General features: G+C 65.6%; 28 protein-coding genes. 7 read left to right on the forward strand and 21 right to left on the reverse strand.

Annotation, left to right across the window (positions count from 1 at the left end):
• Positions 1-15: 15 nt before the first annotated feature.
• From frr to GFY24_RS26490, 3 genes are all read right to left on the reverse strand, one after another.
• A complete protein-coding gene (gene frr / locus GFY24_RS26480) occupies positions 16-573 on the reverse strand; it encodes a ribosome recycling factor (RefSeq protein WP_309231357.1) in 558 nt (185 codons plus the stop codon).
• A 38-nt stretch (positions 574-611) separates the two neighbouring features.
• Positions 612-1,346, reverse strand: a complete 735-nt coding sequence (gene pyrH / locus GFY24_RS26485) for a UMP kinase (protein ID WP_153807816.1) — start codon at positions 1,344-1,346, stop codon at positions 612-614.
• A gap of 134 nt (positions 1,347-1,480) precedes the next feature.
• Entirely contained in the window at positions 1,481-2,368 is an 888-nt protein-coding gene (locus tag GFY24_RS26490; RefSeq protein WP_153807817.1) for a helix-turn-helix transcriptional regulator, read from the reverse strand.
• 106 nt (positions 2,369-2,474) lie between these two features.
• Between GFY24_RS26490 and GFY24_RS26495 the strand changes: the two genes are divergently transcribed.
• From GFY24_RS26495 to GFY24_RS26510, 4 genes are read left to right on the forward strand one after another with little or no spacing between them, the layout of a single operon-like run.
• Entirely contained in the window at positions 2,475-3,359 is an 885-nt protein-coding gene (locus GFY24_RS26495; RefSeq protein WP_153807818.1) for an NmrA/HSCARG family protein, read from the forward strand.
• 8 nt (positions 3,360-3,367) lie between these two features.
• A complete protein-coding gene (locus tag GFY24_RS26500) occupies positions 3,368-3,895 on the forward strand; it encodes a cupin domain-containing protein (RefSeq protein WP_194853031.1) in 528 nt (175 codons plus the stop codon).
• A 42-nt stretch (positions 3,896-3,937) separates the two neighbouring features.
• Positions 3,938-4,318 (forward strand): hypothetical protein, encoded by a 381-nt coding sequence (locus GFY24_RS26505; RefSeq protein WP_153807819.1) that lies wholly within the window; start codon positions 3,938-3,940, stop codon positions 4,316-4,318.
• A gap of 51 nt (positions 4,319-4,369) precedes the next feature.
• Entirely contained in the window at positions 4,370-4,588 is a 219-nt protein-coding gene (locus GFY24_RS26510) for a hypothetical protein (protein ID WP_153807820.1), read from the forward strand.
• A 92-nt stretch (positions 4,589-4,680) separates the two neighbouring features.
• Here the strand turns inward: GFY24_RS26510 and tsf are convergent, their stop codons facing one another.
• From tsf to GFY24_RS26530, 4 genes are all read right to left on the reverse strand, one after another.
• A complete protein-coding gene (gene tsf, locus GFY24_RS26515; RefSeq protein ID WP_153807821.1) occupies positions 4,681-5,505 on the reverse strand; it encodes a translation elongation factor Ts in 825 nt (274 codons plus the stop codon).
• 104 nt (positions 5,506-5,609) lie between these two features.
• The gene (gene rpsB, locus GFY24_RS26520) at positions 5,610-6,479 is read right to left on the reverse strand and encodes a 30S ribosomal protein S2 (RefSeq protein ID WP_153807822.1); all 870 of its coding nucleotides are present in this window, start codon (positions 6,477-6,479) and stop codon (positions 5,610-5,612) included.
• A gap of 227 nt (positions 6,480-6,706) precedes the next feature.
• Entirely contained in the window at positions 6,707-7,036 is a 330-nt protein-coding gene (locus tag GFY24_RS26525; RefSeq protein ID WP_153807823.1) for a DUF202 domain-containing protein, read from the reverse strand.
• Positions 7,033-7,467: a YidH family protein gene (locus GFY24_RS26530; RefSeq protein WP_153807824.1), complete on the reverse strand. Its 435-nt coding sequence runs from the start codon at positions 7,465-7,467 to the stop codon at positions 7,033-7,035. The genes GFY24_RS26525 and GFY24_RS26530 overlap by 4 nt, the downstream gene beginning before the upstream one ends.
• 154 nt (positions 7,468-7,621) lie before the next feature.
• On the opposite strand from GFY24_RS26530, the gene GFY24_RS26535 reads away from it, so the two are divergent.
• Both GFY24_RS26535 and GFY24_RS26540 read left to right on the forward strand, forming a co-directional pair.
• A complete protein-coding gene (locus GFY24_RS26535; protein ID WP_153807825.1) occupies positions 7,622-8,128 on the forward strand; it encodes a M23 family metallopeptidase in 507 nt (168 codons plus the stop codon).
• 91 nt (positions 8,129-8,219) lie between these two features.
• A complete protein-coding gene (locus GFY24_RS26540; RefSeq protein ID WP_153807826.1) occupies positions 8,220-8,738 on the forward strand; it encodes a DUF1990 family protein in 519 nt (172 codons plus the stop codon).
• A 171-nt stretch (positions 8,739-8,909) separates the two neighbouring features.
• Here GFY24_RS26540 and GFY24_RS26545 read toward each other — a convergent pair whose 3' ends face one another.
• The 4 genes from GFY24_RS26545 to GFY24_RS26560 all read right to left on the reverse strand — a co-directional run bounded on the left by GFY24_RS26545 (position 8,910) and on the right by GFY24_RS26560 (position 12,085).
• Positions 8,910-9,284 carry a hypothetical protein gene (locus GFY24_RS26545; RefSeq protein ID WP_153807827.1) on the reverse strand — a complete coding sequence of 125 codons (375 nt, stop codon included), beginning with the start codon at positions 9,282-9,284 and terminating at the stop codon, positions 8,910-8,912.
• A gap of 47 nt (positions 9,285-9,331) precedes the next feature.
• Complete coding sequence (locus tag GFY24_RS26550; protein ID WP_153807828.1) at positions 9,332-10,093, reverse strand: siderophore-interacting protein; 762 nt, start codon at positions 10,091-10,093, stop codon at positions 9,332-9,334.
• An 85-nt stretch (positions 10,094-10,178) separates the two neighbouring features.
• Positions 10,179-10,919, reverse strand: a complete 741-nt coding sequence (locus GFY24_RS26555; RefSeq protein WP_309231358.1) for an N-formylglutamate amidohydrolase — start codon at positions 10,917-10,919, stop codon at positions 10,179-10,181.
• Positions 10,920-10,996: 77 nt separating this feature from the next.
• Positions 10,997-12,085 (reverse strand): CdaR family transcriptional regulator, encoded by a 1,089-nt coding sequence (locus GFY24_RS26560; protein ID WP_194853032.1) that lies wholly within the window; start codon positions 12,083-12,085, stop codon positions 10,997-10,999.
• A 279-nt stretch (positions 12,086-12,364) separates the two neighbouring features.
• Between GFY24_RS26560 and GFY24_RS26565 the strand changes: the two genes are divergently transcribed.
• A complete protein-coding gene (locus GFY24_RS26565; RefSeq protein ID WP_153807831.1) occupies positions 12,365-13,075 on the forward strand; it encodes a hypothetical protein in 711 nt (236 codons plus the stop codon).
• 69 nt (positions 13,076-13,144) lie between these two features.
• On the opposite strand, the gene GFY24_RS26570 is transcribed toward GFY24_RS26565, so the two are convergent.
• The 10 genes from GFY24_RS26570 to GFY24_RS26615 all read right to left on the reverse strand — a co-directional run bounded on the left by GFY24_RS26570 (position 13,145) and on the right by GFY24_RS26615 (position 22,608).
• On the reverse strand, positions 13,145-14,068 hold the full coding sequence (locus GFY24_RS26570; protein WP_153807832.1) for a tyrosine recombinase XerC: 924 nt from the start codon (positions 14,066-14,068) through the stop codon (positions 13,145-13,147).
• A gap of 196 nt (positions 14,069-14,264) precedes the next feature.
• Complete coding sequence (gene dprA / locus GFY24_RS26575) at positions 14,265-15,536, reverse strand: DNA-processing protein DprA (RefSeq protein ID WP_153807833.1); 1,272 nt, start codon at positions 15,534-15,536, stop codon at positions 14,265-14,267.
• Positions 15,533-17,041 carry a YifB family Mg chelatase-like AAA ATPase gene (locus tag GFY24_RS26580; protein ID WP_153807834.1) on the reverse strand — a complete coding sequence of 503 codons (1,509 nt, stop codon included), beginning with the start codon at positions 17,039-17,041 and terminating at the stop codon, positions 15,533-15,535. The genes dprA and GFY24_RS26580 overlap by 4 nt, the downstream gene beginning before the upstream one ends.
• A 1-nt stretch (position 17,042) precedes the next feature.
• Positions 17,043-17,402 carry a YraN family protein gene (locus tag GFY24_RS26585; protein ID WP_153807835.1) on the reverse strand — a complete coding sequence of 120 codons (360 nt, stop codon included), beginning with the start codon at positions 17,400-17,402 and terminating at the stop codon, positions 17,043-17,045.
• 85 nt (positions 17,403-17,487) lie between these two features.
• On the reverse strand, positions 17,488-17,793 hold the full coding sequence (locus tag GFY24_RS26590; protein ID WP_067514125.1) for a DUF2469 domain-containing protein: 306 nt from the start codon (positions 17,791-17,793) through the stop codon (positions 17,488-17,490).
• Positions 17,794-17,836: 43 nt separating this feature from the next.
• Positions 17,837-18,574: a ribonuclease HII gene (locus GFY24_RS26595; RefSeq protein WP_153807836.1), complete on the reverse strand. Its 738-nt coding sequence runs from the start codon at positions 18,572-18,574 to the stop codon at positions 17,837-17,839.
• Positions 18,575-18,604: 30 nt separating this feature from the next.
• Complete coding sequence (lepB, locus tag GFY24_RS26600; protein ID WP_375336103.1) at positions 18,605-19,396, reverse strand: signal peptidase I; 792 nt, start codon at positions 19,394-19,396, stop codon at positions 18,605-18,607.
• 74 nt (positions 19,397-19,470) lie between these two features.
• Entirely contained in the window at positions 19,471-19,812 is a 342-nt protein-coding gene (rplS, locus tag GFY24_RS26605; protein ID WP_153807837.1) for a 50S ribosomal protein L19, read from the reverse strand.
• A gap of 234 nt (positions 19,813-20,046) precedes the next feature.
• Positions 20,047-21,714 (reverse strand): alpha-keto acid decarboxylase family protein, encoded by a 1,668-nt coding sequence (locus GFY24_RS26610; RefSeq protein ID WP_153807838.1) that lies wholly within the window; start codon positions 21,712-21,714, stop codon positions 20,047-20,049.
• 24 nt (positions 21,715-21,738) lie between these two features.
• Entirely contained in the window at positions 21,739-22,608 is an 870-nt protein-coding gene (locus GFY24_RS26615; protein ID WP_153807839.1) for a hypothetical protein, read from the reverse strand.
• Positions 22,609-22,820: the final 212 nt, after the last annotated feature.

The raw sequence follows: 22,820 nt of genomic DNA on the forward strand, positions 1-22,820 counted from the left end.
AGCGCCGGCGAACCGCTAGACCTCGAGCAGTTCGGCTTCCTTGTGCTTGACCAGTTCGTCGATCTGCGCGACGTACCGGGCAGTCGTCTTGTCCAGATCCTTCTCGGCGCGACCGACCTCGTCCTCACCGGCCTCGCCATCCTTCTGGATGCGACCCAGCTCTTCCATGGCCTTACGGCGCACATTGCGGATGGAGATCTTGGCGTCCTCACCCTTGGACCGCGCCTGCTTGCCCATCTCCCGGCGCCGCTCCTCGGTGAGCTGCGGGACGGACACCCGGATGATGTCACCGTTATTGGTCGGGTTCACGCCGAGATCCGAGTTGCGAATGGCGGTCTCGATGGCCCCCAACTGCGACTGCTCATACGGCTTGATGATCACCATGCGCGGCTCCGGCACCGTAATGCCGGAGATCTGGGTGATGGGCGTGGGCGACCCGTAGTAGTCGACGACGATCCGGGAGAACATGCCCGGATTCGCGCGACCGGTCCGAATGGCACCCAGGTCGTCCTTCGCCACCGAGACGGCCTTCTCCATCTTTTCCTCGGCGTCGAAGAGCGCTTCTTCAATCACGGCGTTTCCTCCACAGCGTCATTCGTTCTTCTCGGTGGTCACGAACGGACCAGCGTGCCGATCTTCTCACCGGCAACCGCACGGGCGATATTGCCCTTCGTCAACAAATTGAACACCAGCATCGGCATCTGGTTGTCCATGCACAAGCTGAACGCGGTGGCGTCGGCCACCTTCAAGCCCTGTTCGAGCACCTCTTTATGGGTGACCTCGGTGAACATGGTGGCGGTCGGGTCCTCCCGCGGGTCCGCGCTGAAAATGCCGTCGACCGCCTTGGCCATCAACACCACCTCCGCGCCGATCTCCAGCGCGCGCTGCGCAGCCGTGGTGTCGGTGGAGAAGTAGGGCATGCCCATCCCCGCACCGAAGATCACGACGCGGCCCTTCTCCAGATGCCGCTTGGCGCGCAACGGCAGATACGGTTCGGCGACCTGACCCATGGTGATGGCCGTCTGCACCCGGGTGTCGATGCCCTGCTTCTGCAAGAAGTCTTGCAGCGCAAGGCTGTTCATCACGGTGCCGAGCATGCCCATGTAATCCGAGCGGGCGCGTTCCATACCGCGCTCCTCGAGCTCCGCGCCACGGAAGAAATTGCCGCCACCGATGACCACCGCGACCTGAACGCCGTCCTCGACGACCTCCGCGATCTGCTCCGCGACCGCCTGCACGACGTCGGGATCGAGACCGACCTTGCCGCCACCGAACATCTCGCCACCCAGCTTGAGGAGCACTCGGCGATAGCCCTTGCGGTCCGGGGCCGTATCCGGGTCCGTCATCGGTCTCCTTGTCCTCGGCGGTGATGCGTAACCACGCACATGAAAAGACCATCCCGGCGCAGCAAACCACACGGGACGGCAACAAACTTCTGTCTATCCTGCACCACGCGCGGGTGCGACGGTGCGGCGACCCTCTATACCGAGTCCGAATTCGTGACATTCGGCGACTCGCCCACGCGCGCCAGCAGAGTCGCGATGCGCCCGGCCGCGATCTCCCCGGTCGGCACCTGCACGACCATCAGCAGGCCGGGGTTCTCGACCGGGCGCAATTGGAACAGCTCCAACTCGATCACACCGACACCCGCGTGCTCGACGACCACGGTGCTGGGACGGAATCGGTGAATCGAATACTCCGTCCACCAGTCGCGGAATTCCGGGCTGGCCGCACTCAAATCGGCGACCAGCGCGGCCAGGGCGGGATCACCGGGACGACGGCCCATCGCCTCCCGCAGTTGGCTCAGCACCGCCATGGCGGCGAACTCCCAGCGTGGCATGCGCTCACGATTAGCGGGGTCGGTGAACATCATCCACATCAGATTGCGTTGCCGCGGCGGCAATTCCAGCGGATCGTGCCGGACGCACACGTAGGCGGTGTTCCACACCAGATAGTTGAAATCCGGGTCATAGATGACGGCCGGATTCGGCATCGACGCATCCACCAAGCGCTGCAGGCGTTTCCGGTCCGAATCGGCATTGCGGTCGTACGGTTCGGCCAGGCCCGCCAGGAAGCGCAGGTGACTGTGCTGATCCGGATCCAGGCGCAGCGTACGGGCCAACGCGTCGATAACCTGCGTACTGGCCGCCACATCCCGGCCCTGTTCGAGCCAGGTGTACCAGGTCAGGCCGACACCGGAGAGTTCGGCGACCTCCTCGCGCCGCAAACCCGGGGTGCGCCTGCGCGCCGGATCGCCATACGGGCGCAGACCCACATCCCGCGGTTGCAGCTTCGCCCGCTGGGCGCGCAGGAACTCGCCCAGCTGTGCGTGCCGGGATGGTCCGGGATTGCCGTTGCCACTTACCATTTCGACTTCCCCCGTGCAGAGCCTTTGGGTAGCAGTATCGCCACCAGGACAGATCCGCGCGCGACTTCCTAACGTGATCAGCAGATCGAGAACCTGGGGAGCCATCATGACAGCGCACAACGGACCGATTCTGGTCATCGGAGCAACCGGTAAGCAAGGCGGGGCCGCCGCCCGGGCACTACTCGAAAGAGGCTGGGAGGTAAGAGCTTTCGTACGCGATCCGGAAGCACCCAAGGCCGTGGCACTGCGCGAGGCGGGCGCGCGGCTCGTCACCGGCGATCTGGCGGACGCCGAATCGCTGCGCACGGCCATGGACGGGGCCTACGGCGTCTTCCTGATGCTGACCATGATGTCCGGGGTCAATATCAGCCTGGAGGCGATCGCGGACGAGGAGCGACATGGGCGCACCGTCGCCGACCTCGCGCTGAAAGCCGGTATCTCACACCTGGTCTACAGCTCGCTCAATGGCGTCGAGATGGGCTCGGGCATCGAGTACTACGACGCGAAAGAACATATCGAGGACTACATTCGCGCCCTCGACCTGCCGTTCACCATGCTGCGGCCGGTGTCCTTCATGGACAATTTCGCCACCTACAACCGGCCCACCCGCGATGGCGACAATCTGGTGCTGGCCCTGGCCATGGTACCCGAAACACCCATGGCGCTGATCTCCGTACACGATATCGGCGAATTCGCGGCAATCGCCTTCGAGCGGCCGGACGAATTCCTCGGCCGCACCCTCGGACTCGCCGGAGACATCCTCACACCCGTCCAGATCGCCGAAACCCTGGCCGCGACAAGCGGATTGACCCCGCGCACCGTCCAGATCCCGATCGAACAGCTCCGAGCCTTCGACGAGCAGGTGGCCAAGATGTTCGCCTACTTCAACGCACACCCCGCCCCCGCCATCGATATCGCCGCCCTGCGCGCCGCCCACCCCCGCCTGATGACCCTCGCCGACTGGGCTCGGGCCACCGACTGGAAGCTCTGAGGCACACCATGACCGACGGACTGCTCGCCGGCAACGGCCTGCTCCTCCCACCGGGCGCGGGCGAAAGAGTCCAGCCCACCATGACCCTCAAGGTCGGCGCGGATCGCTCGGACGTCTGGTCGGCCTTCGAAGCCCAGGTCCCACCGGGTTTCGACGTAGGCGCGCACTGGCACGGCCACGCCGAGGAAATCTTCTACGTCGTCGAAGGCGAACTCGACCTCCTGGCCTTCCACCCCGCCGCCGACCCCATCGGCGATTGGACCACCTGGCAAGCAGAAGACGGCATGACCGTATTCCGCGGCGGCCCAGGCGCTTTCATGCACGTCCCGGCGGGCTGCCCGCACGCGTTCCACAACCCGGGCAGTTCTACGGCCAAGATGCTGTTCCTGGTCACGCCTTCCGGGCACGAGAAGTACCTCGCCGAACTGAGCGAACTCCTGCTCTCCGGCCAGGCGACCCCGGATCTCATCGGTGAACTCCGCCTGAAGCACGACATCCACCAGCTGACCCCGCTACAAAATCGTCCGATCGGCTGAAACTTATTTGAAATGCCGTGATTTCAAATAGCATCTCCGGCCATGACACGATTCTCGAACCGGACCATTTCCGGCGGACTCGCCGCACTGGCAGTCACCACGGTCCTCGGCGCCGGTACCGGAACCGCAGCCGCCGACATCACCCTCACCCCCGCCGCCGACAACCCGGCCGCCACCACGGTCTCGGACACCCCTACCGGCTCGGGTACGGGCTCGGCCACCGGCTCGGCCAATATCCTCGGCCCGGTAATCGGCCCGCTACTGAATACCGAGAGCAGCTGGGCCCAAGCCAATCACCTGCCCGACTTCAGTTCGTTCAGTGCCGAGGCGAATGGGAGTTCGGCCGTGCACGCAATTTGGACCCCGATCATCACGGCGATCCTCACCGGCTCCGGCGTGTGCATGACATGCGGCAGCCACTGAGGATTCGCGAAACAGATTATGAAATATGCATATTTCGCTAATGTTCCGGGCATGAACTTCGCATACCGGACAGGCATGGCGATAGCCGGTCTGACAATCGCGGTGGCGCTGACCGCGGGCCAAGCCTCGGCGGATATTCCACTCGACGGAACGCGACCCGCCTCCGGGAGCGCCAACACCGGCAGTGGCCCCGCGGTCTCCTCGGCCATCCTCGCCGCACTCGTCGCCACCGGCAGCATGTCGAGCGGTCAGACGCCGAACCTGCCGTAACCACGCACGGCCTACCCGAAGGCCCAGCAGCAAAAAGGCCCCTCGCCCATCGAAATACGATGGGCGAGGGGCCTTTTGGGTTTGTCAGGCGATTACGCCTGGCCGACCTCGAAGCGGGAGAAGGCGGTGACAACGGCACCGGCCTCGTCCAGGAGCTGCTTCACGGTCTTCTTGTTGTCGGTGACCGACGGCTGCTCCAGCAGGACGACGTCCTTGTAGAAGCCGTTGACGCGACCTTCGGTGATCTTCGCGAGGGCGGCCTCGGGCTTGCCCTCTTCGCGAGCGGTCGCCTCGGCGATCGAACGCTCCTTCTCGACGAGGTCGGCGGGGACCTCATCGCGGGTGACGTACTTGGCCTTGAGCGCGGCAACCTGCATGGCAGCGGCGCGGGCAGCCTCGGCGGCGGCTTCGCTGTCACCGGTGTACTGCACCAGCACGCCGACGGCGGGGGGCAGATCGGTGGCACGCTTGTGCAGGTAGGTCGCGACCGGGCCGTCGTAGGAGACGACGCGACGCAGCTCGAGCTTCTCGCCGATCTTGGCGGCCAGCTCCTGCACGGCCTGATCGGCGGTCTTGCCGCCCAGGTCGACAGCCTTGAGCGCATCCAGGTCGGCCGGACGAGCCTTCGCCGCAGCGGCGACGACAGCGTTGGCCAGCTCCTGGAACTCCGCGTTCTTGGCGACGAAGTCGGTCTCGGAGTTGATCTCGATCAGCACGCCCTCGAGGGCGGTGACCAGACCTTCGGCGGTGGCGCGCTCAGCGCGCTTGCCGACGTCCTTGGCGCCCTTGATGCGCAGGATTTCAACGGCCTTCTCGAAGTCGCCGTCGGTCTCCTCGAGCGCCCGCTTGCAGTCCATCATGCCGGAGCCGGTGAGGTCGCGAAGCTTCTTCACGTCAGCGGCGGTGTAGTTCGCCATGTCGGGCGAGCCTCCTCAGTGTTGGTCTGTGGTGGTCACACCTTGCCGCCCGCTTCCGAACAGGAAGGGGCGGCAGGGTGAACGAACGTCGTTAAGGACGCGACTCAGAAATCAGCCGGGGTGGAAGCCGGGGGAACCTCGGCAACCGCGGCCTCGGCGGCGGTCTCGGCGACCGGAGCCTCAGCGGTCTCGGCCTCGGCGGCCGGGGTGGCCGACGACAGCAGTTCCTGCTCCCACTCGGCCAGCGGCTCGGCGGCCTCCGGCTTGGAGTCGCCACCGGCACGCGAGGCACGAGCCTGCACGCCCTCGGCAACGGCGGAAGCCACAACGCGGGTGAGCAGCGCGGCCGAACGGATCGCGTCGTCGTTACCCGGGATCGGGTAGTCGACCAGGTCGGGATCGCAGTTGGTGTCCAGGATCGCGATGACCGGGATGTTCAGCTTGCGAGCCTCACCGACGGCGATGTGCTCCTTGTTGGTGTCGACAACCCAGATGGCCGACGGAACCTTGGCCATGTCCCGGATGCCACCGAGGGTGCGCTCGAGCTTGTTCTTCTCACGCGTAAGCATGAGGATTTCCTTCTTGGTGCGACCCTCGAAGCCACCGGTCTGCTCCATGGCCTCGAGCTCCTTCATACGCTGAAGGCGCTTGTGCACGGTGCCGAAGTTGGTGAGCATGCCACCGAGCCAACGCTGGTTGACGTAGGGCATGCCGACGCGAGTGGCCTCGGCCGCGATCGACTCCTGGGCCTGCTTCTTGGTACCGACGAAGAGGACGGTGCCACCGTGGGCGACAGTCTCCTTGACGAACTCGTAGGCCTTGTCGATGTAGGTCAGCGTCTGCTGAAGATCGATGATGTAGATGCCGTTGCGGTCGGTGAAGATGAAACGCTTCATCTTCGGGTTCCAGCGACGGGTCTGGTGTCCAAAGTGGGCGCCGCTGTCGAGCAGCTGCCGCATTGTTACGACGGGCATGGCCTCGTAACCCTTTCATTGCTGGTTGACGCAGAGATCGGCGATCTCTGCCCTGGCGCCCACGGCCACCGGAACCTCCACAAAAAATCTTTGGGGGGACCAGCCGACGACCCTCGATATGGGCGCGCGAAGTCGGATTGCGTTCAAGCAAACCGCTCGATCAGTTTACGGTGCCGTCATCCAGGACCGAAATCGGCCCTGCGAGCAGGGCGCTGGCCTGGGGATAGTCACTTCTGCAAGACGGCGTATTCGACCGCGAACAGCAACGCGACCACCGCCACCCCGGCAATCGCGACAGCTGTCGCGCGAATACCGCGCGCACCATGGCTCCAGTCACCCTTGCGATGCGAATGCAAGACCTGACCGCGACGCACACATACCGCCGTGACCACCAATAACGCCATGCACGCGAAGAATTCGGCCACCGCCACCGGACGCCAATCACTCTCGAAAGCGGCTTTGAGGAACAGCACCGCATTGGCCATTGCCGCAATCGCGGTACGACGCCACGCCAGAGAGGTGCGCTCCGCGGCGAGACCCGCCTCGGGGCTGGTCACGACAGCAGCAGGCCGATGCCCGCCAGCACCGCGATAACCGCGATACCGCCGGCCAGAATCGGCACCATGAGCGTGCGCGGCAGCTTCCCGCCACGCTCCATCGCGGCCTGCACATGCTGCCAGCGGCCGTACGCGCCGACCGCGATAACGCCCGCGAGCACGATGCAGCTGATAGCAACCGCCGAGCGAACACCACGGTGATGGAACGGTTTCACCAATTCGTGCACCGCGACACCGCCCGCGAGCAGACCCAGCGCGGTGCGCATCCAGGCCAGGAAGGTGCGCTCATTGGCGAGGGTGAAGCGGTAATCGATCTCCTGCGCCTCGGCCTCGACAACCTCTTCGATCCGGGCCTCGTTAGCGGCGATCTCCTGTTCGACCGCAGCGATATCCGGATTCGCGGGATTTCCGGACGGCTCGGCGGAGCCCATCGGCATTCTCCTTCTATCTACGGGCAAGCTGGCGAAGAACGCCTGGTCCAGCCACTTTCAAAGTTTTCAACCACACGGTATTCACATCGTGCGGGGTATCCACAATCGCCGTTCACGGTAGCCGGGACCGGCGCGCGGACGCGCACAGTGAGGCATGCGCCTGATCGTGTCGATCGCCCTCGGCTGGTTGCCCCTGCTGCTGCTCGGGTCCATCCCGCTCGCCCCGGTGTGCCTCGCCGCCCCCGCAGACTTCGGCTGGCCGCTACAGCCGCGACCGGCGGTGGTCCGCGTCTTCGACAAGCCGGAGCGGAACTGGTTGCCGGGGCATCGCGGCGTGGATCTCGCGGGGTCGCCCGGGCAGTCGGTGCTCGCCGCCGGAGGTGGGACCGTGGCCTTCGCCGGGACGATCGCGGGTAAACCGGTGCTGTCCATCGACCATCCTGGCGGGCTGCGCACCACCTATGAGCCGGTGACTCCGTCAATCCCGGTGGGCCGCACCGTGAATCGCGGCACAGCTATCGGCACCCTCGATAGCGGCCACAATGGATGTCCGGTCAGCGCCTGCCTGCACTGGGGTCTACGACGAGGCCGGAACTACCTGAATCCACTTGGCCTGATCCATCAAATGCCCGTCCGACTCAAACCGCTGAGCCCGCACTGACACCGGCATTCGGTGTGCTGACACCGGGATGCAGGGGGCAGTCCCAAGCGTGGTGGGGCCGAGATGTACGCGGTGGGGCCAGGATGTAGGTATGTCGCAGGAACCCGCTTCGGCCCCATTCACCTATTCCGATGTCGGAGCCACCAAGGGGGAATTCCCGCCGGGTTACGACCACTTCCGGCTCCGCCGCCGAATCGGTTCGGGGCGAGCATTGTTCGAACAGGCGGGGGCGGCGATCCTCGCTTACGAAATGCAGCGCCGGACTGGGATTTTCGTCGAGGCCGGCACGCCGACTGCCGAACCCGGCACCGAACTGACCGTCCGCCTCGGCCTCGGGCCGCTCGGGGTCACCGCGCCTTGCCGAGTGGTTTATGTCTTGGACGAACCCGATCGACTGGGATTCGCCTACGGCACGCTTCCTGGTCACCCCGAGAGTGGAGAGGAATTGTTCGCGGTCGAATACGACGCGGCCGATGGGTCGGTTTATGGCGTAGTGGCTGCGTTCTCGCGACCTGGAGCTTGGTACACCCGGGTCGGCGGGCCGATTGTCCGAATCATTCAGCGCTGGTTCGCCGGTCGATACATCAATGCGGTTCGGGGGCGGGGGTAGACATCACCCTGGATTCGTACGGGCAGAGAGGTGGCCGACCCATATCTCGGTCGAGTCGACCTGGCCGGGCGCGGGGATCTTCTCGACGTTTACCAGCGTCATTACATCCATGTTGATTGATTCGGACGAATGCGACTTCGGGGCTGGGTCTTGTCTCTTTGTCTTTGTTCTTTACCGCTCGAGGTGAGCGGCCAGTGCATCTGCTTCGGTGCGCAGCGATGCGGCGCGGTCGGCGCCGCCGCTCAGGGCGTCGTATTCCGTTGCGGCGGTGCGGCGGTCGTCGACTTCCGACTGCACGATCGACTCGATATCGGCTTCAGTCAGGATTCGGCGGGCGCGCTCGGCGGTACCCAATCCGACTGCGGCGGACTCGATCGCGCCTGCGCGGACATCCGAGGCATCCACGGCCTCGGCATTGTCGATCGCCCCGAGCGCGGATCGAAGTGCGGCGGTGGCACTTCGATCGCGGGCCTTCATGGCCACCGGCAATGCGGCGCGGAGGCGGTCACGCAGGGGCAGGACTTCGCTGGGGCGATCGGTCGTCATGATCATCGACGCTACGTTCGGGAGTCGTCGGCGTCGAACACATTCGATCAAACCCCTGCGGGCGTGCCCTTTTCGCTCTCGGCGAGCTCGGACTTCCAGCGGCGGAAGCCCTCCTCGGTGCGGCCGCGACGCCAGTAGCCGGAGATGGATGCCCATTCGGCCGGGACGCCGCGCTCCTTGCGGATGTAGGGGCGCAGGTCGTGCATGACCGCCTGCGCTTCGCCGTGAATGAAGACGTGGGCCCGGCCGTCGAGCCAGGTTTCGGCGCGGACCGCGGCGGCCAGGCGCACGCCGGGGTCGGCATCGCCACGGTGTACCCAGGTGAGCTCCACGCCCTCGGGGTGCACGAACGCGAGTTCGTCTGCGGAACCGCCGATTTCGACGAAGACCCGGCCGACAGCGTCACCGGGGAGCGCGGCACAGGCGGCGGCGATGGCGGGCAGGGCGGAGTCGTCACCGGCGAGTAGATGCCAGTCGGCGTCCGCGCGCGGAGCGTATGCGCCGCCGGGGCCGAGCAGGTCGATGGTGTCGCCCGGTTCGGCGGCGGCCGCCCAGGGGCCGGCGACACCCTCATCACCGTGGTAGACGAAGTCGATCGCGATCTCCTGCGCGGCCGGATCCACCGAGCGCACGGTGTAGGTGCGCATGGTGTCGCCGTCGGCGCTCGGAAAGGCCAGTTTGACGTAGGCGTCGGTGAAACCGTTGGGCTGGAACTCGGCGAAGCCGGGACCACCCAGGTGCACGCGAATCAGGTGATCGGTCAGGCGGATGGTGTTCTGAACGACGAAGGTTGTACGGGTGCGAGCCAAGGAGCCACCTCCATTATTAGGATTACCTAACTGAACGTAGCATGCATGTCGACAGTTCGTCGATAGAGCTCCGATATGTCGTCGATTACGTCAACCCGTCGACCAGCGCCGCTAGCGCTACAGCCAGTCGCTCCAAACCCGGCCCCGGCGGACCACCGGGCTCGGCCATATAGGTATCGCGCCGAATCTCCACCATCAACGCGGTGACTCGCGGATTTATGCCGTAGAAGTCCAGCGGCACATAGGTTCCCGCGAACGGGCTGTTGATGGCTACACCGCCGAACTCGGCGAATGCTTCCGCGGCGCGGGCTGTCAGCTCGGGCGGGGTGTGAAAGTCGTCCACGCCCAGGCAGATCGACGGGCGGTCACCGTCGGTGTGCAATTCGTAAGGCAGGCGCTCGGTGGGATAGGAGTGCACATCGATGATGACGGCCCGACCCGCTGCCCGCAGCCGGGCGGAGACCGTCTCGGTCATGGCCTGCGCGTACGGATGGAAATATCGATCGAGAAGCGCCGTCGGGTCGAAATCCGCTGCCCGCAACATGTTCCGCTGTGTTGTCCGCGTGTACACCGCGCCCATGCCGACCGCGAGCATCTCCTCGCGCTCATCCGGAAACCGTTCCGGGTCGATCACCAAGCGCGAGAGCCGGTTGACGAACTGCCAGGGCCGCACCGACGCCAACTCGGTGGCGGCGGAAGCGAGACGAGCGGTGTGCGCATCGGTGATGTGATCGAGTTCGCCGTTCAGCGCCTGCTCATCGAGCACGATATCGGCGCGGACCGCCGCCGGGATACGCCGTGCCGAATGCGGAACATGCAAGATCACCGGCGACTCCTCCGCGCCCGGAAGGCACTCGAAAGACGCTGGGCTGCAGTGCATACGGTCCGTTCCAGGTCGCCGATTCAACCGCGCGCCCGCCGGTATTGGATCGCCCACCACACCAGCAGAACGGTGTGCGCGGCACGCAGATCGGCGCCGGTGAGCTCCTCGAAACGGGTGAGCCGATATCGAATGGTGTTGGGATGGACTATAAGTCGCGCCGCGGTGAGATCCACTCGACGGCCCGCGTCGAGATAGACTTCGACGGTTTCGATGAAAATACGGGCCTGCTCACCCACGCCGACCGGATCGAGATAGCGCCGACCGAGTTCGATACCGAGATCCGGATCGGCCGCGATGGCTATCCGCAAGCCCAGTCGGTCCAGGTCCACCGGCCCGGTTATGCCGTACAACTGCGCCGTGGCCAGTATGCGACCGGCCAGCCGGAAAGAGCGATCCAGTTCGCTCAAACCGGTCAAGGGTCCGACACCGACCGACTCGGACCCGTCGAGCACCTTGAATTCTTCGACAAATCCGGCGATATCGCCGTCGATACCGGTGGTATAGCCCTGCGCGGCACGTATCAGCTCTGATGCGGCGCGGCGCGGGTTCACCACGATCTCCGATCCGCGCATTCGGAATGCTCGATACGAGCGATTCGGATCAAGCCCGAATTGCTGGGCGCGAACCGTCAATTCGCCCGGACTCAGACCGCCAAGCAGGACGGCACGGGTGAATTCGGACCGCACCTCCTGATCGTGGCGGACCAACTCGATCTCGACATCGCGGTGGCCGACGGTGTACGCGACCGTGGCCTGATCCACGATATCGAGCAGACCGCGGGTCAATTCGGTCAGCACACTGTCCGGCACCCCATCCGTGTGGACGACGTAGGTGAGTTCGGCGAAGATCTCCCGCACCGCGATCCACCAACCGACTTGAATGGCAGCCAGCGAAATACCCTGCCGCGCACGGACTTCGCCGAAATCACGCAGGGCGCGCACATCCTCCGCCGAGAGCGAGCGACCATCCCGCAACGCGCCCAGTATGCGGTCGAGCAGGGTTGAAACCGATTGGGTGAGCATGCCCGCCGAGATTGCCGCATAAGCGGGAACAGTGGCTTGGGAACGGGTGACAATGCGCTCGGTGAGCGCCTCGGTTCGACTCAACACGCCCGCCACCACCAGGCCTGAAATGGTCTGCCGAGGCGGTACAGCTGATCGAGCGGTCATCACGATCGAGCCTACAGCCTGGGGATTTGTGTTGATCCACAAATCAAGCATAACGATTTCGACAACATTTCCATGGCCTGGATCACACTCAATGCAGATACTCGACGAGTCCGGCCGTTCACATTCCACGACAGCCGATCAGGTCACCGCTCGGCGCGATCCACGCACCGCGCGACCACACCATCCCCAGGGCTCACGCCCATGCCAGAAAGCAAAATCATGAAGTTCAGCAAAGCTGTCGCAACCTCTGCTCTACTCATTGCCGCCGTCGGCGTCAGCGCAGGGACGGCGTACGCGGATCCCACACCGGTCATGCCCTCGCTCATCGGCGGGATCGATCAGGGCGCCAACCAGGCACTGCCCGGCATCGGCTGGAAGACCCGAATCGAGGGCGATTCGGTCATTGTCGACACCGACAGCGGCTCGCTGACCACCGACAACGGTCAGCTGCAGGTACGCGACGCGCAAGGCGCCGTGGTGGTGGGCTTGCCGCTCGCGTACAGCCTGAACGATCTCGAGTATCCGATCGACGCCGCCGTCGACGGTCTGCGCGCGACCCTCACCCCCCGCAAGGATGTCGCGTCAGCGCATCATGTCGACCTGGTGCGACCGGTGGCGAGTGTCGAGACCTTCGACGCCGCTGTCGGCGCCGCCGCTACCCAACTGGGCCTCGTCACCTCCATCGGCACCATGCTCGGCACCGTTGTCGGTGGCGCGTTGGGCTGCGCGATCGGCGGCATCGGCGGGCTGATCCTCGGCATCCCGGTCCTGGATGTGGGCGGCGCGACCGGTGTGGCCGGCTGCCTCGGCGGCGCTGCCGTCGGCATTGCGCTTGGTGCGGCGGCCGGACTGGTGGTTACCGGTGTGCCCGCGATGATCGCGATCGGTATCGGCTTCATGGATCGCATCAACGCCCCCGAAGGCGAATAATCGCCGACTTCGGTTGCGCTACGGCCCGTTCCGCCACACGGCGGGCGGGCCATCGCCGCATTCGGACGATCAGGCTCGGGGATGGGCCTGATCGTGGACCTTCTTGAGGCGGTCGATGGAGACATGGGTGTAGAGCTGGGTGGTGGCCAGGCTCGCGTGACCGAGGATCTCCTGGACCACCCGCAGGTCTGCCCCACCCTCCAGCAGATGGGTCGCGGCGGTGTGCCGGAACCCGTGCGGGCCCATATCCGGGGCCCCCGGGATCGCGGAAATCACCTCGTGCACAACGGTTCTGGCCTGACGCGGATCCAGTCGCCGGCCGCGTCGGCCGAGCAGCAGCGCCCGCCCGGAATCCGGAATCGCCAATGCCGCTCTGCCATACCGCAACCAGGCGTCCAAGGACTGATCGGCAGGCCCGCCGAAGGGCACCGCGCGCTCCTTGTTCCCCTTTCCCAGTACCCGCACCAAACGGCGCTCCCGATCCACATCCTCGATATCGAGACCGCACAATTCGCTTACCCGAATTCCGGTGGCGTACAACATCTCCACAATCAGGCGATCTCGCAATGCCATCGGATCATGCTGCGCCGCACCGGATTCGACCGCATCCATGGCCGCTCGCGCCTGCTCACGCCCCAACACCGCCGGCAGCACCCGGTGCGCCTTGGGTGACCCGAGCCGAGGCCCCGGATCCACACCCAACCGGCCCGTATGTGTCAGCCAGGCCGTGAACGTACGCGCCGAAGAGGTCCGCCGCGCCATAGTGGTCCGAGCCGCCCCACCCGCCGCCTGCACCGCCAGCCACGACCGCAACAATGCCAAATCCACCTCCCCCACACCGGAATCCGCCGACCGCCCCACCAAATGCTCCAGCAGCGACCGCGCATCACCCACATAAGCCCGCACCGTATGCTCCGACCGATTCCGCCCCAGCCGCAAATGCCTCCCATACTCGGTCAGCAGGGCCTCCAGATCCTCGGGCAGTCCACTCATCCCCCCACGTTCACCTCCCCCACCCCGCAACGCAAGCCACCGCGCCGCGACCGGACCCGCTGACCGAACACACCGAATCCGCTATGTGGTTCCACATAACCGGCATCTACTTCGGTTTCCAGATCAAACCGGTCGGCTCCGGTCCCTCGCCGAGGTGGAGGCGCCGAAGAGGGCTTCGGCTGAATCATGCGGCGCCTCACCGATGCCGATCATGTTCGGCCACAATGGCTTCCGCACCGACGGGCGTGGAGCGGGCAAGGCGATACCAACCGGATTCGTCGCAGGCGACCAGACCGACGATCTCCAGGGCGGACAAGGTCGCGCGCACCATGGGGAGCGCGAGTCCGGTCTCCACCATGAGCGATCTCACCAGTCGTGAGCCGACGCCGGGCAGTGCGGCGTAAACGAGAGCTTCGTCGTCGGAGAGATTCTCCTCCGGTGACGACGGCACGGTGGCCGGGAGCGAAAGGCGCAGCGGCCCGGCCTCATCGAGGATGTCGGCGGCACTGGTGACCAGGAATGCCTCGCCCTCGCGAATCATCCGATGGCAGCCGACCGAGGCTGCCGAGGTGATCGGACCCGGGACCGCCAGTGCAGGACGCCCAAGGCGGCGAGTCCATTTCACGGTATTGCGCGCGCCGCTGCGCGCACCGGCTTCCACGACCACGACGGTGTCCGCCAGCGCCGCGATGAGCCGATTCCGCGCCAGGAAGTGGTGCTTACGGGCCGATGTACCGGGCGGGTACTCGCTGACAACCAGTCCGCTCGCGGCGATCTCGGCCAGCAGATGGTCGTGCTGCACCGGATACGGCCGGTCGACACCGCAGCCGAGCACCGCGATCGTGGACCCGCCGACCGCCAGCGCCGCCCGGTGCGCCATCCCATCGATCCCGAATGCCGCCCCCGACACCACGGTCCATCCCCGGGCCGCGAGTTCTCCCGCTATCTCCCCCGTGGCGTGATTTCCGTACCCGGTACTGCACCGAGCCCCCACCACGGCCACGGCTCGCTCGGTGGAGTCCGACAATGACCGTGGTCCCCGCACCCACAACACCAACGGCACCGCGGCCGCTTCGTCCTGCTCGGGATCCAACTGTCGCAAGCCCAACATCCGCCAAGCAGGCCACTCCGCATCATCCGGTGTAACCACCCGCCCACCGAGCCGCTCCATCAACGCCAAATCCTCTGCGGCCTGGTCGATTCCACGCCGGAGCTCCGTCGGACCCCGAAGCACATCGGGCAACGCGCATTCCCGCACCGCGCGTGCCGCCTCCACCACCCCCACCGACTCGATCAGCGAAGACAGTGCCGCACAAGGCCCTTCGACAACCCGCGACAGATACACCCAGGCCAATCTCCGCGCATCAGAATCTCCACGAACAAGCCGGCCGGTATCGATCGCCGTGTCATCAGGGTGCCCATCGACAGCCACCCCATCGGATTCGTTGTAAGAGTCGTGGGTGGTCATGCGGCACCTCGCTGGCGGAAGTTCAAGGCTTGCAGGACGTCCTGGGCGGTTGGGATGGCGCCGCCGCGGAGATCGCAGACCGTCCAGGCGACTCTGATGGCTCTGTCGGCGCCTCGGGCGGACATGCGGCCGTGGCTGAGGGCGGTCTCCACGGGGGCCAGGGCCTCTCGGGGGAGGCGGAATTTTTGGCGCAGGACATGGCCTGGGACTTCGACATTCGTGGACAGGCCCAGGGTGGACCAGCGTTCGGCGGCCGCATCGCGGGCGACGGCGACTCGTGCTCGGACCACCTCGCTGCTCTCGACTTCCTCACCGCTGAAGGCGCCCGCGGATTGGGCGTGCATTTGGACGGCGAGGTCGATGCGGTCGAGTAGGGGGCCGGAGAGTTTGCCGAGGTAGCGGCGGCGGGCCAAAGGGGCGCAGATACAGTCGATATCGCGGGCGGGGGCGCATGGACACGGGTTGGCCGCCAATACCAATTGAAACCGTGCCGGATAGCGGGCTACACCGTCGCGGCGGGCAATACGAACTTCGCCCTCCTCCAAGGGAGTTCGCAGGGCTTCGAGGACTTTCGTTCCGATCTCGGCACATTCGTCGAGGAAGAGGACGCCACGATGGGCGCAGCTCGCCGCGCCGGGACGAGCCGAACCGGAGCCGCCGCCGATCATCGCCGCCACCGAGGACGAGTGGTGCGGCGCGACGAAGGGTGGCGAGAAGATCAACGGGTGATCGTCGGAGAGAATGCCGGCCACCGAATGGATGGCCGTCACCTCCAGGGAATCACGTTCGCGCAGCGGCGGCAGCAGGCTCGGAAGACGTTGGGCCAACATCGTTTTGCCGATACCCGGCGGGCCGGTCAGCAGCAGGTGATGCCCACCGGCGGCCGCCACCTCCAGTGCCCAGCGGGCTTCGTCCTGGCCGACGACCTCGCGCAGATCACCGATCGGCGGGACGAGCGGTGGCGAGGACGGGGCGGGCACGGCGAGTTCGGCACCACCGCGCAGCCAATCCACCAATTCGCCCAGACTTGATGCGCCGAGCACGCGGATACCGTCCACGAGCCCGGCCTCCGGCAGTGCGGCGGTGGGCACCACGACGGTGCCGCGACCGGCCGTACGCGCGGCGAGCACCGCGGGCAGGATGCCGCGCACCCGGCGGACCCGGCCGTCGAGCGCCAGCTCACCCAGCAGCACCGTATCGGAGAGTCGCTGCGAGGGAATCGAGCCCGCGGCATCCAATACCGCTGCGGCCAAAGCGAGGTCGTAGACACTGCCGACCTTGGGCAAGGTCGCCGGGGACAGTGCGAGGATCACCCGCCCGTCCGGCCACTTCTCCCCGGTATTGCTGACCGCCGCCCGCACCCGATCGCGGGACTCCTGCAGTGTCGTATCGGGCCGCCCCACCAGGTGCACCGACGGCAGCCCCTGCCCGATATCGGCCTCGATCTCCACCAGCTGCCCGTCCACCCCGGCGACGGCCACGGAAAACGCTCTCCCCAAAGGCATTTCAGAACACCCCCTTGAGGTGTTCGAGCACCGGCTCGGTACCCGGCCGCATGAGCACCGACACCACGTCGAACCGGACCCGCAGCCACGGCCCCTGCTGTTCGTGCAGCCACAGTAGAGCCAGCCGCCGTATCCGCTGCTGCTTCAAGAACGTGACCGCCTCGGCGGGCGGCCCGAGCCCGAGCCCGCGCCGCGTCTTCACCTCGACGAAGGCGGTGACCCCGTCACCGTCCCGCCCGATCAGATCCAGTTCCCCGTACCGGCATCGCCAATTGCGGGCAACGATCTGCATCCCGGCGGCGCTCAGATACCGCGCCGCCAGCTCCTCCCCATGCGCTCCGAGCGCGAGATTGTCTCCCATTCAGCCAGCATGGCCGGGCCCGTGACGGACCCGGCCATGCCGACCTGCGGAAACAGGTTGCCTGTGGATAGCGAAAAGCTGTGGATTACTCCGGAAGCCGCAGGTCAGGCTTCTCCAACTCTTCGATATTGACATCCTTGAAGGTGATGACGCGAACATGCTTCACGAAGCGAGCGGGCCGGTACATATCCCAGACCCACGCATCGGACATGCGCACCTCGAAGTACACCTCTCCATCGGCGTTCTGCGGCCGCAGTTCAACCGTATTGGCCAGGTAGAAGCGGCGCTCGGTCTCCACCACATATGAGAACTGGCCGACGATGTCCTTGTACTCGCGATATAGCGAGAGTTCCATCTCGGTTTCGTACTTCTCGAGATCCTCGGCGCTCATCGGGTGGAACGTCCTCCTTGTCGCCCAACTGGGTGTAGAGACATCATCCCGCATACGCGGTATCGGTAGCCACCCGGCCGGTCTCGCGCACATTGCGCCAGGACCGACGGTGCTCCGGGGTGATGCCCAACCGCTGTAGGGCCTCGGTGTGTTCGGGCGTGTTGTAGCCCTTGTGACCGGCGAATCCATAACCGGGGAATTGCTCGTCGAGCTGCACCATCATCCGGTCCCGGGTGACCTTGGCGAGCACACTCGCCGCGGCGATGCAGGCCGCCGACGCGTCACCACCGATCACCGGCAGTGACGGCACCGGAATGCCCGGCACCCGGAACCCATCGGTGAGAACGTACCCGGGCGCGGGGTCCAGGCCCGCCACCGCACGCCGCATTCCTTCGATATTGGCGACGTGAATACCGATGGCGTCGATCTCCCAGGCCGGGATCACAACCACCTTCCAGGCCAGTGCGACCCGTTTGATGATCGGGAAAAGCTCCTCCCGCGCGGCCTCGGTGAGCCGCTTGGAATCATCGAGTCCGGCCAGCGAGGTGTACGCCTTGGGCGCGAGCAGGCAGGCCGCCACCACCAGCGGCCCCGCCGACGGACCGCGGCCCGCCTCGTCGACCCCGGCGACCGGACCGAGCCCGCTGCGAATCAGCGCCGCTTCGAGCGTGCGTAGCCCGCCCGCGCGGCGCATGACCACGCGTGGCGGCCAGTCACCGCGTTCGATCGGCTGAATCACCTTGCCCCGTGGCTTCGCACCACGTGTGGACCCGTTCGCCATCTTCCCCACCGGTCGATTATCCCGCTGTACTCAGTTGGACTGGGGGTCTTGCGACTTCACGAATCCGATCCGGCCCAGTGGCCAGATCTTGTAGACCGCCTTGCCGCGCACATCGTCGACCGGAACCGTGCCCTGCAGTTCGTCACGCATGTGGTAGCGGGAGTCGGCGGATTCGGCGCGATTGTCGCCCATCACCCAGAGATTGCCGTTCGGCACCTTGATCGGCCCGAACGCGCGACCGCCGGCGTTGAACGGGACATCCGGGTGCGCCGGATCGAACGGATTGTTGAACTTCACGTACGGCTCGTCCAAAGGCTTGCCGTCGACCAGGATGCGGCCCTGCGCGTCACAGCACTGCACGGTCTGCCCGCCGGTCGCGATCACCCGTTTGACCAGGTCGTTCTCATCCGGCGGCACCAGGCCGAAGAACGAGAGGAAGTTCTGCACGCCACGCGCCACGGTATTCCGCGAGCGGATGGACGAGTAGTGCTTGTTCCAGTCGTCGGTCGGGCCGACGAACACCACCACATCGCCCGGCTTGGGATCACCGAAGTAGTAGCTCAGCTTCTGCACATAGATGCGGTCGCCGGTACAGCCCGCGCACCCGTGCAGGGTGGGCTCCATCGACTGCGACGGAATCACGTACGGCCGTCCGATGAATGTCACGACCAGTGCGGTGATGACCGCGGCAATGCCGATGAGCATCGGCAGTTCCTGCCAGAACGGCCGCTGCTTCTTCTTCGGCTTGCTGGTCGGCGCATCCGCTGCCCGACCCTCGTCGTCCGCACCGGACACCGTCACCGACTCGCTCTCGTCTGCCACCGGAACAGAGTAGCCCGGCACCGCGAAGAACCATGCGGTGCCGGGCTACTCGGCGTTCGGAGTGAAAAGCTAGCTCAGCGCTTTTCCTTGATCTTCGCGGCCTTGCCACGGAGATCGCGCAGGTAGTACAGCTTGGCGCGGCGGACGTCACCACGGGTGACGACCTCGAGGTGGTCGATGTTCGGCGAGTGCACCGGGAAGGTGCGCTCCACGCCGACACCGAACGACACCTTGCGCACGGTGAAGGTCTCGCGGATGCCACCGTTCTGACGGCGGATCACGACGCCCTTGAAGACCTGGACGCGCTCTTTGTTGCCTTCGATAACCTTCACGTGCACGTTGACCGTGTCACCCGGGCGGAAAGCCGGGATGTCGCTACGCAGCGACTTTTCGTCGACGAAGTCGAGGGTGTTCATTTCCGTCCTTATTGGATTCGCGCGAACAGAGGAACCTGGTGGCTACCTCCCTGACGGGAGATGCTCTACCGGTTCGTGCTCCGGATAATTGGGCGGTGCCAGGGCATACGAACGCCCAAGGCAACCTGAGCATTGTGCCAGATGAAACAGCCCGCCCGGTAATCGGGGGTGCACTCCCGGCCGGTGGTTCGTGGCGGGTGGGCCGTCGAACCTCCCGGTCAGGGTACGGAACGGCTAGGTGCGGGTGTTCGCGCGGGTGATGGCCGACGCAATATCGGAGACCAGGGGCGGGTAATCGGTCCGTCCGGTGACCACCTGCAGGAAGACCAGGCAGTCTTGGGCGGCGGCGGCAACCTCCAGGCATTCGCGTAATTCGCCGACGGTGGTCGCGCGCAGGGTGAGGACGGAATCCTCGTCACCGCCGAAGGCGTGCGGGAGTTCGGACCAGCGCCAGGGCGCGATGTCGTTGTACGGGGCGGTCGGTCCGTGGATGGCGCGTTCGATGGCATAGCCGTCGTTGTCGACCAGAACTATGACGCCGGTCAGCCGCTCCCGAATCCACACACCCAACTCCTGGATGGAGAGCTGGGCCGCGCCGTCGCCGATCACCAGGACAGCGCGGCGATCGGGGCAGGCCAGGCCCGCACCCAGCGCGGCCGGGAGGGCATAACCGATGGAACCCCAGAGCGGCTGACCCATGAAGGTGATACCGGTCGGCATGCGCAGGGTCGCCAGGCCGAAGAAGGCCGAACCCTGGTCCGCGACAACAACATTGTTGTTGTCGAGGGCTCCAGCGACGAGCGGCCAGAGCGTCGCCTGGGTGAGCGGGGTTTCATTGGGATCGGTGACCATCGGAATGACATCGGCGGTCGGAGTGGTCTTGTCCGGGGCGGCGAATTCGTCCGTGAGGTCGGTGAGAATCTCCAGTGCGGCCGTCAGCGACAGCGGGGCATACGCGTCCACACCTCCGATGACCGTGCGCTCCGGACCGATATCGATGGTGCGGCGCGGATCGATGCGGTGACTGAATCCGGCGGTGATGCTGTCGGTGTACTGCACACCGACGGTCACCAGGCGCTCGGCATCCTCGACCGCGGCACGCACGGTTTCCGGTGAGGCTGCGCCGGTGTAGACGCCCAGAAAGTTCGGGGTCGATTCATCGACAAGGGTTTTGCCCCAGGCCAGGGTCGCGTACGGCAGGTCACCCGAGGCGAGCAGGCCGCGCAGTTCATCGGTGGCGCCGATGCGATTGACGAAGACATCGGCCAGCACGGTCACCCGGCGACCGGCGAGGAATTCGCGGGCGGCCCGCGCGAAAACTGTTCGCGCGCCGGCACTGCTGAAATCGGCGGGCGGTGCGAGCGGTGCGCTCGGCGGGCGCACCTCCATGCGCGCGGTATCGGTGGCGAGCATGAGATAGCCCGGACGGCGGTGCACCAGTACCGAATTCAGTACCCGGTCGATCTCCTGGCAGGCATCGGCCGCACCGAGATCGGCTTGGGCACAGGTGACTTCGGCCGCGATCCGGCGGAAGTGATGGAAATCCCCGTCCCCGAGCGTGTGATGGATGATCCGGTGATTGGCCTGAATATCCTTGGCCGGAACGCCGACAATATGCACGACCGGGACGTATTCGGCATAGCTGCCCGCGATCGCATTGACCGCACTGAGCTCGCCCACGCCGTATGTGGTGACGACCGCGCCTATCCCCCGTAGCCGTGCGTACCCGTCCGCCGAGTACCCGGCATTGAGCTCATTGGCGCTGCCGATCCACCGCATCCCCGGATGCCCGACCACATGATCTAGGAACTGCAGATTGAAATCGCCCGGCACCCCGAATATTTCGGTGACGCCGAGTTCGTGGAGCCGATCGAGCAGGTAATCGCCGACAACGTAGCTCATTCGGCAACATTGGCACGCCGGCCGTCAGTCGGCAATTTTTCGGCTAACCAGGTGTGGCGTGTGTAGCGGCGCAGACGGAGCCGGAACCACCGTACGCACCAACTCCTCCTCCGCGGCCCGCCGCACATGCGCGACATCCGGGCTACCGGCCACCAGATCCTGCAGGAAAATCTTCGCTCGAATCACCGGCCGCCGATACCGCCGCTCCCGCACGATCGCACGCCGCATACGCCCACGGCGATTGCCATACCGCCAGCGCGCCCACGGCGCACCCGGTCGACTCAACCGCATCGCGCCGACGAACAGCAGCGGCGGGAAGAACATCCCGAACAAACCGGTCCAAATCTTGCCCTTGGCAATGACAATCGCGGCCAGCAGCAGATTCACCACCGCGAATGCGGCAATCACCACGCGCTCGGCGGTGCCGGGTTCGGTGCGCAGATCATTGATATCGAGCAGCCACAGCGGATGGAAGCCGAGCAACAGCAACCCGGTCACCGCCACCGCGACGAACACCGCGTCGACCGAAGTCCGGCCCTGCTCCTCCCAATACACGTCGCGCAGGTAGTAGATGAGCGCGAACTCGTCCAACACCAGCGCCGCACCGACACCGAACACCGCCGACACCGAACCGACCACGCCGACACTGCTGTCGTACAGCGTCACCAGGCCCACACCGGAACCCAGCACCAGAATCACCCCGAAAACCATGTGGTGAATGTGCACATCCCCGGCTCGGAGATTTCCCGGCCACCACCGCACCTGTTTGCGGATGAGCCGCACACTGAGCCGAATCAGCACGAAGCCGACGATGAATCCGAAGAGTAGACAGGCCAGGGGTAGGCGGCCGTTGTCTATGACGTCGTCCTCCCACCAGCGATGAACACCTGTCATGCCACTCTCGTCTCCGGGGGTTTGCTCACAAGGTCATTGCCGAGCCTAGCCATGGGTTGGGGCTGGCCATGTCAGGGCCGTTCTCCCCTGCGGGATCGTCGCTCCTATGAACCCCCGGCTACAACACGGGGCCTTCGTAGCAGACTCGGACGAATCAGCCTCAGGCCCAGCCGGGTACGGCAGGCGAGGTTCCCACTCCGAAGAATCGTGGC

The sequence above is a fragment of the Nocardia sp. SYP-A9097 genome, from assembly GCF_009649815.1.
Taxonomy (GTDB): domain Bacteria; phylum Actinomycetota; class Actinomycetes; order Mycobacteriales; family Mycobacteriaceae; genus Nocardia.

Excerpts from the sequence above, each read along its gene's own strand:
- GFY24_RS26510 (WP_153807820.1), top strand. The coding sequence starts at position 4,370 with ATGAACTTCGCATACCGGACAGGCATGGCGATAGCCGGTCTGACAATC.
- GFY24_RS26580 (WP_153807834.1), bottom strand. The coding sequence starts at position 17,041 with ATGCCTTTGGGGAGAGCGTTTTCCGTGGCCGTCGCCGGGGTGGACGGG.
- GFY24_RS26570 (WP_153807832.1), bottom strand. The coding sequence starts at position 14,068 with ATGAGTGGACTGCCCGAGGATCTGGAGGCCCTGCTGACCGAGTATGGG.
- rpsB (WP_153807822.1), bottom strand. The coding sequence starts at position 6,479 with ATGCCCGTCGTAACAATGCGGCAGCTGCTCGACAGCGGCGCCCACTTT.
- pyrH (WP_153807816.1), bottom strand. The coding sequence starts at position 1,346 with ATGACGGACCCGGATACGGCCCCGGACCGCAAGGGCTATCGCCGAGTG.
- GFY24_RS26590 (WP_067514125.1), bottom strand. The coding sequence starts at position 17,793 with ATGAGCGCCGAGGATCTCGAGAAGTACGAAACCGAGATGGAACTCTCG.
- GFY24_RS26505 (WP_153807819.1), top strand. The coding sequence starts at position 3,938 with ATGACACGATTCTCGAACCGGACCATTTCCGGCGGACTCGCCGCACTG.
- GFY24_RS26540 (WP_153807826.1), top strand. The coding sequence starts at position 8,220 with ATGTCGCAGGAACCCGCTTCGGCCCCATTCACCTATTCCGATGTCGGA.
- rplS (WP_153807837.1), bottom strand. The coding sequence starts at position 19,812 with ATGAACACCCTCGACTTCGTCGACGAAAAGTCGCTGCGTAGCGACATC.
- GFY24_RS26565 (WP_153807831.1), top strand. The coding sequence starts at position 12,365 with ATGAAGTTCAGCAAAGCTGTCGCAACCTCTGCTCTACTCATTGCCGCC.
- GFY24_RS26610 (WP_153807838.1), bottom strand. The coding sequence starts at position 21,714 with ATGAGCTACGTTGTCGGCGATTACCTGCTCGATCGGCTCCACGAACTC.
- dprA (WP_153807833.1), bottom strand. The coding sequence starts at position 15,536 with ATGACCACCCACGACTCTTACAACGAATCCGATGGGGTGGCTGTCGAT.
- GFY24_RS26500 (WP_194853031.1), top strand. The coding sequence starts at position 3,368 with ATGACCGACGGACTGCTCGCCGGCAACGGCCTGCTCCTCCCACCGGGC.
- tsf (WP_153807821.1), bottom strand. The coding sequence starts at position 5,505 with ATGGCGAACTACACCGCCGCTGACGTGAAGAAGCTTCGCGACCTCACC.
- GFY24_RS26615 (WP_153807839.1), bottom strand. The coding sequence starts at position 22,608 with ATGACAGGTGTTCATCGCTGGTGGGAGGACGACGTCATAGACAACGGC.
- GFY24_RS26545 (WP_153807827.1), bottom strand. The coding sequence starts at position 9,284 with ATGACGACCGATCGCCCCAGCGAAGTCCTGCCCCTGCGTGACCGCCTC.
- GFY24_RS26530 (WP_153807824.1), bottom strand. The coding sequence starts at position 7,467 with ATGGGCTCCGCCGAGCCGTCCGGAAATCCCGCGAATCCGGATATCGCT.
- GFY24_RS26585 (WP_153807835.1), bottom strand. The coding sequence starts at position 17,402 with ATGGGAGACAATCTCGCGCTCGGAGCGCATGGGGAGGAGCTGGCGGCG.
- GFY24_RS26595 (WP_153807836.1), bottom strand. The coding sequence starts at position 18,574 with ATGGCGAACGGGTCCACACGTGGTGCGAAGCCACGGGGCAAGGTGATT.
- GFY24_RS26495 (WP_153807818.1), top strand. The coding sequence starts at position 2,475 with ATGACAGCGCACAACGGACCGATTCTGGTCATCGGAGCAACCGGTAAG.
- GFY24_RS26535 (WP_153807825.1), top strand. The coding sequence starts at position 7,622 with ATGCGCCTGATCGTGTCGATCGCCCTCGGCTGGTTGCCCCTGCTGCTG.
- GFY24_RS26490 (WP_153807817.1), bottom strand. The coding sequence starts at position 2,368 with ATGGTAAGTGGCAACGGCAATCCCGGACCATCCCGGCACGCACAGCTG.